Annotated in this window: 8 protein-coding genes and 1 tRNA gene; 7 read left to right on the top strand and 2 right to left on the bottom strand. The window is 43.7% G+C overall.

Translation table 11 applies throughout. The annotated features are described in order from the left end of the window. Together yidC and AXF23_RS05750 are read right to left on the bottom strand one after the other, a co-directional pair. Positions 1 to 1,929 (bottom strand): membrane protein insertase YidC, encoded by a 1,929-nt coding sequence (gene yidC / locus AXF23_RS05745; RefSeq protein WP_107624629.1) that lies wholly within the window; start codon positions 1,927 to 1,929, stop codon positions 1 to 3. Then, positions 1,930 to 3,540 carry a CTP synthase gene (locus AXF23_RS05750; RefSeq protein WP_089367285.1) on the bottom strand — a complete coding sequence of 537 codons (1,611 nt, stop codon included), beginning with the start codon at positions 3,538 to 3,540 and terminating at the stop codon, positions 1,930 to 1,932. A 478-nt stretch (positions 3,541 to 4,018) separates the two neighbouring features. Here AXF23_RS05750 and AXF23_RS05755 point away from each other — a divergent pair. From AXF23_RS05755 to AXF23_RS05790, 7 genes are all read left to right on the top strand, one after another. After that, a tRNA-Ser gene (locus AXF23_RS05755) sits at positions 4,019 to 4,106 on the top strand. Positions 4,107 to 4,509: 403 nt separating this feature from the next. Continuing rightward, the gene (locus tag AXF23_RS05760) at positions 4,510 to 4,758 is read left to right on the top strand and encodes a hypothetical protein (RefSeq protein WP_176414877.1); all 249 of its coding nucleotides are present in this window, start codon (positions 4,510 to 4,512) and stop codon (positions 4,756 to 4,758) included. Further along, positions 4,755 to 5,480 carry an SDR family NAD(P)-dependent oxidoreductase gene (locus AXF23_RS05765; RefSeq protein WP_009012878.1) on the top strand — a complete coding sequence of 242 codons (726 nt, stop codon included), beginning with the start codon at positions 4,755 to 4,757 and terminating at the stop codon, positions 5,478 to 5,480. Before AXF23_RS05760 ends, AXF23_RS05765 begins: the two co-directional genes overlap by 4 nt. A gap of 194 nt (positions 5,481 to 5,674) precedes the next feature. After that, positions 5,675 to 6,487 carry a PepSY-associated TM helix domain-containing protein gene (locus AXF23_RS05770; RefSeq protein ID WP_089367212.1) on the top strand — a complete coding sequence of 271 codons (813 nt, stop codon included), beginning with the start codon at positions 5,675 to 5,677 and terminating at the stop codon, positions 6,485 to 6,487. A 1,108-nt stretch (positions 6,488 to 7,595) separates the two neighbouring features. Then, positions 7,596 to 9,215: a BACON domain-containing protein gene (locus AXF23_RS05780; RefSeq protein WP_009012875.1), complete on the top strand. Its 1,620-nt coding sequence runs from the start codon at positions 7,596 to 7,598 to the stop codon at positions 9,213 to 9,215. 35 nt (positions 9,216 to 9,250) lie between these two features. After that, complete coding sequence (locus AXF23_RS05785) at positions 9,251 to 10,852, top strand: BACON domain-containing protein (protein ID WP_107624630.1); 1,602 nt, start codon at positions 9,251 to 9,253, stop codon at positions 10,850 to 10,852. Positions 10,853 to 10,867: 15 nt separating this feature from the next. Further along, positions 10,868 to 13,624, top strand: a complete 2,757-nt coding sequence (locus AXF23_RS05790) for a S8 family serine peptidase (protein ID WP_107624631.1) — start codon at positions 10,868 to 10,870, stop codon at positions 13,622 to 13,624. The last annotated feature ends 9 nt before the right edge of the window (positions 13,625 to 13,633 follow it).

Consider the following 13,633-nt stretch of genomic DNA (forward strand, 5'->3'; position numbering starts at 1 on the left):
TTATAGACTTTTCTTTTTGTTATTAAGTGCTTCTTGTTTCCGACGTAGTTCTTCTTGCTGCTGTTGCTGCATCTCCTGCAAAGCCTGCAGACGAGCGAAGAGTCCACCACCCTTATTAGATGGGTTATTCTTCCTCTCCTCTCTATGAGCCTCAAGGATTGCGAGAAGCTTCTCTTCGTTGGTTGTCTTGCGCAATGTCCACATGATAGCTGCAGAGAAGAAGAGTGATATGAAATAATAGAAGTTAAGACCTGATGAATAGTCATTGAACATGAAGAAGAAGAACAATGGCATAGCAAACATCATCCACTGCATCATCTTCATCTGATCTGCTTGCTGGCCCACCATCTGGTCTTTCTGCTGCTGCATGGTAAACCATGTATAAAGTAAGTTAGCGCCACAGAAGAGGATACAAGTCAATGAGATGTGATCGCCAACGAGCCAAACATCATGGCCCCATGAGAAGATTGGATCGTAAGTACTTAAGTCATCCATCCAAAGGAAGCTCTGTCCACGAAGCTGAATAGCATTTGGTACGAAATTGAACATCGCAATCCAGATAGGCATCTGTATCAACATTGGAAGACATCCAGACAATGGGCTGACACCATATTCAGCGTATTTCTGCATCATAGCCTGCTGTTTCTGCATCTGCTCCTCTGGCTTATTAAATTGCTTAGTAGCCTCATCCAATTTTGGTTTGAGCACGCGCATCTTTGCAGAACTCATATAGCTCTTCTTCACCATAGGGAAGGTAATGAGCTTTAACAGCAAGGTAATGAGTATCAACACCACTCCCATTGGGAATACTTGCCTCAACCAATCGAATACATAAAGCGTGAACCAACGGTTGATAATACGGAACAATGGCCAACCAAGATATACAAGGCGTTCCATATCAAGCTCTTTACCAAAGTGACTCTGCTTTTCTACAGACTGAAGTAGGCGGAAGTCATTAGGACCAAAGTAGAACTCAAACTCTGAAGGACGCTTACCTGTTGGGTCAAAGCCTGCCTTCATGTTAGCTTCATAGTGCTTTAAGTAATGAGAAGATTTCTCAAGTGGAGTACTCTTAAGCTTAGCACCTGTAGAGAAGTTATCCTTTGAAATCATTACTGCAGAGAAGAATTGGTTTTTGAAAGCCACCCAGTCCATTGGATCCTCCGTAGTCTCTTCCTTTTCAGCAGTCTCACTTAAATAGTCAGTACCGCCATCATGCTTCTTAAAGGTAAGCGTTGCGTATCTATTCTCAAATGTAAAGCCACGTTCTTGTTGCCTACAACGATCCTGCCAGTTGATATCCATCTGGTTGTAATTCGGTGCAAACAGTCCATTCATACCCGTAGTCTGTAATGACATACGAAGCAGATAACCATCACTAAGGGTATAGTTTAAGGTAAGCATCTTACCTTTTCCTGCAGCTGCAGTAAATGTAACAGTAGAGTCAGTCACGTTTGATGGCGTGAAGACAAGGTCTTTTGTCTCGATGTTACTATTCTTTGTAGCCAACATAAAGTTAAGACTTTGGTCGTCACCACTAAACAAGGTAACATCCTTCTGGTCCTTCGAACCATCCTTAACAGCGATATTATGACCGACATAGTTCTTGATAACAGCCTTCTTAACGACGCCACCTTTAGAGCTCAAGGTCAATTCCACCTTATTATTCTTCAGTGTAATATACTGTGCCTTACCATTCAATGCAGAATAGAACAGTGCAGTTGTATCCACTGCCGCAGCCTCCTTCTGTTGTGCTTGCTTCTCTGCAGCAAGCTTAGCAGTTTGTGCTTTCTTGGCAGCAGCGATAGAATCCTTTACAAACTCAGCTCTCTGCTTAGCTTTCTGTTCTGCTGATGGCTGCTGCCACCATGCAAAACCAAAGAGAATCAGGGCTATGAGTACAAACCCTGTGATTGTTTTTTTATCCATTTATTTGCTTTTCTGATTTTCAATTGAAGTCTTAACGAAGTCGAGGAAGAGCGGATGTGGACCGAGCACTGTTGATTGGTACTCTGGATGGAACTGTGTTCCTATATACCACTTCAGGCTTGGTATCTCAACAATCTCAACCAAGTCGCTCTCTGGGTTACGCCCAACACACATCATACCATGTTTCTCAAACTCCTTCTCATAGTCGTTATTGAACTCATAGCGATGGCGATGACGCTCCTGAATATGCTCATTCTTATAGATATTAAAGGTATGTGACCCTTGACGCAATACACATTCGTATGCACCAAGACGCATAGTACCACCCATATTCGTGATATTCTTCTGTTCTTCCATGATATCTATCACATTATGCGTAGTCTTCTCATCTATCTCACGAGAGTTAGCATCCTTATAACCAAGGACGTTACGAGCAAACTCAATCACCATCATCTGCATACCAAGACAGATACCGAAGGTTGGGATATCATGTGTACGAGTATAGTGAGCGGCCACTATCTTACCCTCAATACCACGCTGACCAAATCCTGGGCATATCACAATACCATCTTGCCCCTTAAGTTTCTCGGCTACATTCTCGTCTGTTAAGTCTTCAGAATTGATAAAGGTAATAACCGTCTTACGGTCGTTGTAGGTTCCAGCCTGCATCAATCCTTCACGAATACTCTTATAAGCATCCTGCAAGTCGTATTTTCCAACAAGTCCGATGTGTACCTCCTTCGTTGCTTTACGCTGTCGATCGAGGAACTCCTTCCAAGGACCAAGAGCAGGCTTAGGACCAACTTCCTCCCCACACTTACGTAGGATAGCAGCATCCAAACCCTGTTCCAGCATATTTACAGGGACATCATAGATACTTGGGAGGTCCTCACTCTGTACAACACAATCGAAATCAACATTACAGAAAGCTGCCACCTTCTTACGGATATCATCATCAAGATGCTTCTCAGTACGCAAGACAAGGACATCTGGCTGTATACCTACACTCTGCAATTCCTTCACACTATGCTGCGTTGGCTTAGTCTTCAACTCCCCTGCAGCTCTCAGGTAAGGAACGTATGTCAAGTGAAGATTAATAGCACGTTTGCCCAACTCCCACTTCAACTGGCGTATTGCTTCAAGGAATGGAGCTGACTCAATATCACCAATAGTACCGCCAATCTCAGTAATCACAAAGTCATAGTGATACTTCTGACCCAACAGTTTGATATTACGCTTAATCTCATCCGTGATATGCGGTACTACCTGAATGGTCTTACCCAGGTAGTCACCACGACGTTCCTTGTCGATGACACTCTTATAAATACGTCCCGTAGTCATTGAGTTGGCCTTCGTGGTCTTAATACCCGTAAAGCGCTCGTAGTGACCGAGGTCGAGGTCGGTCTCCATACCATCCTCCGTCACGTAGCACTCACCGTGCTCGTAAGGGTTCAGCGTACCTGGATCGATGTTGATGTACGGATCAAACTTCTGAATGGTAATGTTGTAACCTCTTGCTTGAAGAAGCTTACCGATTGATGACGAGATAATTCCTTTACCAAGTGAAGAAACTACTCCGCCCGTAACGAAAATGTACTTTGTTTCAGCCACGATGTATGTTATGTTTAATTATTATCTTTCTAAACTAAATTAGTTGGTTATAAACTAATGTGCAAAGATACTAATTTTATGTGAATTAGACGGGTCATTAAGTAATAAAAATAGCATCAAATATTCCATTTAACCACAACAAGTCCCAAACTAAGTGCTATCATTAGGGATAACAACGTGCTTGTCAGCTCATATTCAGCCTTGAAACAACAGCATACATGATATTAAACGTTTATTTCAGACATATTAACCTGTCTTATAGAGTTACAAGTGTATTTACTTGTTTTGACTTATTACAAGTGTATTCGCTCACAAACAAAACGATGAATTGCACAAAACTAACAGAAAGGAAAAGACCGCCAAAAGCCTTAAAGAAACTTAAAATAAGTTTTACTATCGCTTTATTGTAAAACTAAAGTTCTATTTTTGCAAACCAGTTTGGGTTCGATAGACAAGCTATATGCTTCAGAATCCACAAGGAAAGATGCTCGAGTGGTTGAAGAGGCACGCCTGGAAAGCGTGTATACCCCTAAAGGGTATCGGGGGTTCGAATCCCCCTCTTTCCGCAAGAGAGGTGTAAACCAACGGATTACGTGGCTTACACCTTTCTCTTTTTCAGCATATTAAGACAACTTTCCAACCAATCTTAAGACACCTCATCAGCACAGCTTAAGATAGCTTTCCTACACAGCTTAAACAGCTTTCCATCCTATCTTAAACAGTTTCTCAACGTATCTTAAACAACTTCTCAACACATCTTAAGACTACTTTCAGCATATCTTAAACAGCCTTTTAGCATCTTAAGACAGAAAGGAAAATATCTCTTCAGCCACAACTCCACCTCCTTACACAAATCACGCATTTTCTTCTCCATTGCTTGTTATACTGCTTTATTTTCCTAACTTTGCAAAAGAAAAGAATAAGAAACGATATTGTATCCACGCAATAACATTCAAATCAACAGAAGAAATGATAGAACTCGACACAACCAATATGTGTTCACACCTGCAGAAGAAGCTTTTTAATGAGGATGGAGTTTACTATCCTATATGGCAGGCGATGCAAACTGATGACGAGATAACGGCTGTGGTCCGTGCTCGACAGTTACATATCTATCGCAAAGGGAAGAAGATTTTAGTTCTTCCTGGCAAGGCTGCACCTAAGATTATACGTGAGGATAGCCTCAACGAACTACTCCCTAAAGAACTACTAAAATGAAGAAAGCTATCGTATTAGGTGCCAGTAGTGGTATCGGACATGAGGTGGCACGATTGTTCATAGCCCAAGGATGGGTAGTTGGTGTGGCAGCCCGTCGTATTGACAAGCTGACAGACCTACAAAACCTCGCACCAGAGCGTGTATTCACAGCGCAGATTGACGTGACAGACGAAGCTGCAGAAGCATCCCTACAACAACTTATTGAACGCATGGGAGGGCTCGATCTCTATTTCCATGCGGCAGGTATCGGTTGGCAAAACCCAAGTCTTGAAGCCGAGAAAGAGCTCAAAACGATGGAAACAAATGCTGTTGGCTTCACAAGATTGGTTGGTTGTGCCTATCGCTACTTTGCTAACAATGGCGGAGGACACATCGCTTGCATCACTTCTATCGCTGGAACAAAGGGACTCGGACCTGCTCCTGCTTACAGTGCAAGTAAGGCTATGCAGAACACCTACCTACAGGCATTGGAGCAGCTTGCTATCTCTAAGCATCATAACATCCATTTCACAGATATTCGTCCGGGCTTTGTCGACACTCCCCTACTCGCTGGCAGTTCTCGTCTCCCTATGTTGATGACTACAGAAAAGGTGGCACGCAGCATTCTAAAAGCTGTCAACTGTCGTCGTCATGTCTGTGTCATCGACACACGATGGGCCGTCCTCACCTTCCTCTGGCGCCTTATCCCTAATTGGATATGGCGACGAATGAAGCTGTGTTGACCTATTTCGGCAGTAAACACAACAACTTACTACATCTTATTATATAAATAATCACTTATTCGCTCTACGCTCATTAAACCTTTCAAGGTTGTAAGCATCTAAGCAAATAAGTCTCAAAAGCCATCTTAAACGAAAGGGATAGCGAAAGGATAACAGCTTACAAACAAGAAACGAAAACAATAATTATATAAGAAATGAGAAAATTCTGCTTAAAAATACACCGATGGTTAGCATTACCACTTGGCGTGGTGATGACCGTATTATGCTTCAGTGGACTTGCGCTACTACTATTCAAAGACCTCGCACCGCTGTTTGACATGAATGCAAAAGAGATTCCTCTCTATACAGACATAGTACGCTTACACCGCTGGCTATTCATGAAACCAGAGAATGCACACGATGGTGGACTATCGTTAGGACGAATTCTAACGGCAGTGACGTCCATGTGTATGGTACTTGTATTGCTCTCCGGCGTCGTCGTCTGGTGGCCTAAGAGTAAGAAAGCACTGAAAAGTCGACTAACAGTCAGCACCAACAAAGGTTTTCGCAGATTTGTTTACGACTCACATGTGTCGTTAGGTATCTATGTATTCATCTTCCTTTTCCTCATGGCACTGACTGGTCCTGTATTCTCCTTCGGCTGGTACAGACAGGGAATGTCTAAACTCTTTGGTCAACCAATGCCTCCCAAGGAAATGAAGGCACAGCTGTCGAAAGACGGAGCAAAGCAGGGTGAGACAAACGAGAAAGCCTTTGCACAGCCAGACACAAGTAAGATAAAGGGGCAACCACAGGCACAGAAAGATGGGACAAAAGACATGAAAGGCGACCAGCAAGGCAAGAAGCCAAAGGGAGGAAAACTCTTTAAGCAGTTGCACACAGGTTCTTGGGGCGGCTGGTTCTCACGTGTTCTCTATGCCATCGCAGCCTTTATCGGGGGATTCCTACCTATTAGCGGTTACTACCTGTGGTGGAAGAGAAGGAGTACTAAGAAGCGAAAGGCTTAAAACCCACGACCATCTGTCGTAAACCCATTGAGCGTGTACAGTTGAATTATCCAACTCTACACGTTCAATGGGTATTTTTATTTACTTTACAATAGTCATATCTGAAACTCAATATATATCAATCTGGATTATAGTCCACGCAACATGTAAACTTGTGTAATAGTCCTTATACTTATTCATTATCATATCCTACAAACTCATTGGCAAAGAAATACCTTCTCAACTAAGTTTCGTCTACTCACTATTTTATCCGTTCTTGGATGGACATATTAACACCTACAAACACAGCACACTATGGAACAGAACCTAAACCATCCACCTTATCACCCATACCCACTAACTATTATGTAAAAGAAATTCACACCCTTAAAACTAACCAACGCCTGATTAGCTTCAAGACAAGGCCTTTCTCCCTTCAAGAACATGCCCTTCTTCGTCGTTGTCAACGCCCTTCTTGAAGCTTAAAGACGCCCTTCTCCAATAGAGTATATAACCTACTGTTTATCTGTTAGTTATATAGTGCTATTAACAAGATACTTTATCGTAATAAAGAAGGTTATAGAATACTCGTTTTGTAATGATATTTTACGAACGTCAAAACAAACAAACGACTATTGAGAAAGCAAATTCTGTCATCTTAATTAGGGATAAGAGGACACATCAACACAAAGAAACGAGTGTAAATTCCTAATAAATAGGTATTGTCACATCCGTAGGAAGCCACTACCTTTGCACTCGTTATTTTTACAGGCCGTGATAAATATGGATTTAATTAGTATGACATTTAAGGTGACAGACTTGGCAGAAGTCGTCAAGAACCTATTATTCAATTCAAAAGAGGAGCACGAGAAGGGATATTCCCATTCGTTGACACCCACTTTCATGATAAATATAAATAACATAAGGTTAGTTTCTTTTAACTCAATCAGCTTGTTTTTATTCTCATTAAATCCTATTTTTGTAAAAGAAAACCTCACCTTAATATAAATTAAGACAAAGGCCACGTAGTCAATATCTTACCGAGAATATGAATACAAAAAACCAATTACAACCCTTCGAATTGAGTATGAATCAATATATTTATTATCTTATAAAACCCTTAAAGAGTATGGAATTAAAAAAGACACTCTACTCCCTAATGTTAGGTGGCATCCTTCTTTGCCTGTTTTCATGTGCTAAGGAAGACGAGTTTGAGATGCCAACACTGGTCCTTTCAGAAAACAACATCACCTTTGACAAAGGCGTAAGTGAAAGGAACATTAGTGTAACAACCAATCAAAACAGCTGGATCGCATCGTCTCCACAGGAAGGCGAATGGCTCTCGCTGGTTCAGGACGGTAACGTACTGAAGGTAAAGGTAACTGAAAATAAGATGGGTGCAGAGCGCACAAGTTATGTTCTTGTAAATGCCAATGGCGCTACTGGCAAGATTGCTGTGACCCAGAGTGCAGCCGACGTGACGCTCGACGTGGTTCCGAATGCTATCTATCTCCCACAAACAGGTGGCGAGAAGACAATTGACATCACCACTAACTCAGCTGTCTATGACGTAACTACGAGCGAAGAAGTTAGTTGGTTGAAGATTGTTAAGGCTGAGGAAGAAATCAAACTGATAGCTGAACGCAACGATAGCTACCAGACCCGTGAGGTGAAACTATATGCCAAGAGTGGCAGTGTCATCCGTGAGATTGTCGTGTCACAACCTGGTATTCAGCGTTATCTCTTGCCTATCAACCCTGGTGTACCACAGGATGAGCACAAGATTATGGACTTCGAGTTAGGGCGTGGTAGCTATCTGCGCGAGTATCAAGCTGCCATGCCTGCTTACGGACTTGAGGAGACTTACACCTTCATCACCCCATCTCCTATCTTTACCTTAGTTCAGTATTGCAGTTCTGATGGTATCAATCCATCACAGATCATCATGATTGGCGATGGCAGAAAGGCTATCGACGCCGTGAAAGACAAGGCTTTCGATAAGTTCTTGACAGACAATGGCTATGTACGCAGCAACTCTCAGTCTGACAGAGAATACACGAATGAGAAGGAGTTATTGTCTTTGAAGGTCTATATATCAGAGAAAGAGAACAACGAAGGAGTCAATCTTACCTTCACTCCTATCATGAAGCAGACTGGTGAATACAAGACTTTCAATAAGCTACCATTCTATCCTCTTGAGTTACTACAGAAGGACAACGTGAAGTTAGCACAAGTAGAACAATACGAGCAGAGGGCTGGTAGCACGGAAGAAGAACGCACCGTCAACGAGCACAAGACCTCAGAGGTGTCACAGCTTCAATATAAGCTGAAGGCAAGCACAGACCCTTCTGCAGCATACGGACGTATTCACATCTTCTATACAACGGATAAGGATGGTGACGCACCAGACAATCTTGGTAGCGTACAGATTGGTGCTTTGCTCTTCAAAGACACTAACCTCGGTGTGTGGAAGTATGGTAGTAAATGGGTTGCAACCAAGGAGCTCAAGAAACTACTTGGTGATGAGGGCTTCTCATTCCTCCGTACATCAGGCAACAACCACTTCTTCGTACGTGAAAGCGACCACTTAGTGATTGATGTTACATGCGTGTTAGACAATGACGCACCAGTGCTCGCACTGCTTTATAGCTATGACCCGTCCGTATCAGGTGTAAGTAGTAAGGGCTTAACAGCACAGACGAAGATGGTTAAAAACTTCTCTGCTGCTAAGAAAGCATTGAAGTTCTAATCTGATTCTTATACCTTATTAAATTATTACATGATATGCGTATAATCAATATACATAAGCTGGTACAGTTCTCCCTGCTATGCCTATTATTAGGAATGGCGGTTGGATGTGCTGACAATGACAGCTTCGAACAGCCCTATCTGAATGTTTCAGAGAAGGAGATAAGCTTTTCTAATCAGGTAGGTGAGAAGACAATTACGGTGAATACGAACTGTAAGGAATGGGTTACCACAACCCCTAAGCCGTGGGTACACCTTACACAGAGCGGAAACGAGATTGCTGTACAAGTAGATCCGAACACATCTGGGGCGGAGAGAAGCAGCTATATCCTTGTTGATGGTGGTTTGGCAGTACAGAAAATCATGGTCAGCCAGAGTGCTGCTGATATCTCTTTGGATATTACCAAAGGTGAGATTGTCCTACCACAGGCGGGTGGTACAACCACTGTCGACTTGAAGTTAGAGGGCATGTCGTATGACCTTACACAGAACGAAAAGCCTGACTGGATGCAAGTTATTCAGAAGAAACATGGATTGAAGTTTATTTCTAAGCCTAACTATAGTGCTACTGAAAGAACTACGAAACTCACGATAACCATCGCAGGGAAGAACAATGAGGTCGTTGTCAAGCAACCAGGTGTGGCAACCTTCATCTTGGCTTGCAACCCAGGTAATCCTTTCAGTCTGCATAAGATGATGGATTACGAGTATCGTCGAGGGAGTATTCTTACAGAATATGGCGGACCTGACGAGGTAAACGGCATCTATGAAGAGAGTTACTTCTTCCGAACACCATCGCCATTGTTCAAGGATGTGGTCTATGTAAACGACACTAAATATGGTGTACCGACCCGTGTCTACACGCGTTCACTAACAAGAGAAGGTGTTAACGCCGTTAAGACACAAGCTTTCCAGGACTTTATGAGAGCTAATGGATATACAAGAGACGAAAACGACACCAATCATTACGTCAATATCAAAGAGGCTTATACAATGGATGTAGACATCAGAGAGGAGAATAACAGTGTTGTACTGTTCTTCTATCAGATGCATACACAGGACCGCAGCTACCCTACTTTTAGTAGTCTTGACCTTGGTCCTATCGACCTTCTGAACAAGTCTGACAAGAAGATAAGCGATGTTGAGAAATATGAACAGGGTAAGAATAGTGAGGAGATGAAGCGTCAAACGACTAAGAACAACGAGGTTGAGGCTCTTCTCTACAAGACAAACGACCCTACACTGATTGCACGTACTTATTTCTTCTTCCTCCGCAGTGATGCTACAACTCCACAAGATAAGGTCGGAAGCATTGAGCAGTACAGCCTGTTCTATGGTCAGCCTAATTTAGGTATATGGCAGTACGGCAACGAGTGGTTCGTCACCCATGAGTTTGATAAGCTCCTCACTTCCAACAACTTCGAGTTCGTTGGCTACAATGGCAAGCATCATGTCTATGCGCGTCGTTCTGACTATCTGACCTTGGCCATCTCAGGTGGCGAGTATGCCGACGTCAACAACGGTAAGGCAGTCATGCAGATTACCGTCCTGTACAAGCCTACGGTCTTTGCAGGAAGTAAAGAACAGCGACTGGCTAAGGTGGAACGTATGCTCAAACAAACCAATCAAAAGAAATAAATAAAAGGTACATTGATGAGAAAATCTATTATATATCTATGTGCGTGTGCGCTCTCTGGCATGATGGTTACGGCCTCATGCCAAGACAGCCAAGACTTAGATGCGACCGCATCCGACACACGCTCGGTCAATATTGACAAAGACCTCTTTGCGGTAAAAGGCTGCATTAATGTGAAACTGGCAAAGGGTACGAATCAAGCAATCCCTACAACCCGCAGCGGAAGTGTTGAGATGCAAAGCGTCCCATCGGCTATGACCTCTGCAATGCAATATTCTGGTGCGTATAAGATGGAACGAGTATTTAAGCCAGCTGGCATCTATGAAGCACGAACAGTTGCCGAGGGACTCGACCGTTGGTACACTATCTACTTCGACAAGAGCAAGGATGTGGCAGCAGTATTAGACCAATTCAAGAAAGCTGACGGTGTTGAATGTGCTGAACGAGTACTACCAATGGCCAGACCAACGGTTAAGATGACTCCTTATAGTCCTTCTGAAGCAAATACACAGGGAGGTGCCAGCAATTTCGACGACCCTCTCCTCGCTAAACAGTGGCATTACTATAACGATGGAACCATCAGTCCTCATGCTAAGCGTGGGGCTGACTGTAATGTTAAACCTGTCTGGGAGAAATACACAACAGGTAAGAAGAATGTCATCGTAGCCGTTGTCGATGGTGGTATTGACATCACACACGAGGACTTGAAAGACAATCTTTATGTCAACGAAAAGGAAAAGAACGGTCAGCCTAACGTTGATGATGACGGCAACGGATTTGTTGACGATATCTATGGTTACAACTTTGTGACTGCTAAAGACGTTGTTGGCGGTACTATCGAACCCGATGATGGCGGACACGGAACCCACGTTGCAGGTACTGTTGCAGCTCGCAACAATAACGGAAAGGGTGTGGCTGGTATCGCTGGTGGCGATGGCTCGGCCGATAGTGGCGTACGCTTGTTGAGTTGTCAGATATTCAGAAACAAAGACGAGCAGGGCGATGCGGCAGCTGCCATTAAGTATGCTGCTGACAACGGGGCTGTCATTTGTCAGAACTCTTGGGGCTACTCGTCAACAGCAGGCGTCACCTCCATGCCTCAACTACTGAAGGAAGCCATCGACTACTTCATCAAGATGGCTGGTTGTGACGCTAACGGCAATCAGCGTCCAGACTCTCCAATGAAGGGCGGTGTGGTCATCTTTGCTGCTGGTAATGAGAATAAAGAGTTTTCTGCTTACCCAGCTTGCTATGCTCCGACGGTTTCTGTCGCTGCTATGGCATGGGATTTCAGCAAAGCAAGTTATAGTAATTATGCGAAATGGGTGACGATTACGGCACCAGGTGGCGACCAAGACCGCTTCGGAACATCGGCTGGTGTGTTGAGCACCGTACCCAAAAAGAAGGTAGCATCGGGTTATGCTTACTTCCAAGGTACCTCTATGGCCTGTCCACACGTATCAGGTATTGCGGCACTCATCGCCTCTTACTTCGGTCGTCAAGGCTTTACTAATGAAGAACTAAAGACACGCCTGACCACCGCCTACCGTCCTTATAATATCGACGAACAAAATCCTACGTATAAGGGGAAATTAGGTAAGGGTTATATCGACGCTGAGGCGGCCTTTGAAACAGACACGAAAATTGCCCCTGAGAAGGTAGGAACACTGACGCTCAAACCTGATTTCGTAGACATCAATGCTGAGTGGAGTATCGCAAAGGACGAGGATAAGACTGCAGCCTTCTATCGACTCTACATTGCTCAGGGTGATCTGACAGCTGATAAGCTCAAGGATATGACTTACAGAGAAATCAATGGCATGGGACACAGCTTGGGTGAGACGCTTAAGTATGACTTCGATGACTTGAAAGATAACACTACCTATAGCGTTGCAGTAGTGGCAGTAGACCGTTGGGGCAACCTCTCTGAACCTATGATTCAGAAGTGTACAACCCGACTCAACCATGCTCCTGAGGCTACAGGATTCCCAACAGAGGCCATAGAGGTCATGGAGAACGATCGTAAGTCATTCTCTTTCAACGTTGCCGACCCTGATGGTCACAACTGGGACATCAAGGCTACGGGTGAGACAAAGGGTGTTTCCTACACGGTGAAGGGCAATACTGTGACCGTCAACCTCGTTCCTGTGCTTGAAGCTGGTAGTTATAACTGTACTTTCATACTCTCTGATGACTTAGGTGCAAAGGCCGAGCAGAGCTTTACATTTAAGATTGTGAAATATATCCCACCACAGCTAACAAAGCCTTTCGAGAACTATATCATCGGTATGGACGAAGGAGTCGTTACGATACCATTAGCTGGTCATTATACACACAGCAGTAACACGCAACTTACCTATAAAGCGAATGTTGCCAATGGGGGTGTTGCTTCGACTACTATCAGCAATGACAACCTTCAGTTGAAACCAATGAGTAAGGGTGTCACACGCATCAGCATCATTGCTTCTGACGGTCGCAAGACATCATCTGACGGCTCTTTCCAAGTTCGTGTGGTCGAAAAGAAATCGGCTCCAGTCTATGCTGTCTACCCTATCCCAGTACAGAAGGATATTCATACCTTGCTCAATCCTGAAGTAAAACAGGCTGAACTCGTTATTAGTTCTACTGTGGGCGAGCGTCTGATGAAGGCTACCGTGACACCAGACAAGTACAACGTAGCTACACTCGACCTTTCTAAACTGAACCCTGGGACGTATAAACTAACCGTCTATACCAACAAGGGAAATCATACCCAGCTATTCATTAAACGATAAACACAACAA

The sequence above is a fragment of the Prevotella sp. oral taxon 313 genome, from assembly GCF_003043935.1.
Lineage (GTDB): Bacteria > Bacteroidota > Bacteroidia > Bacteroidales > Bacteroidaceae > Prevotella > Prevotella jejuni.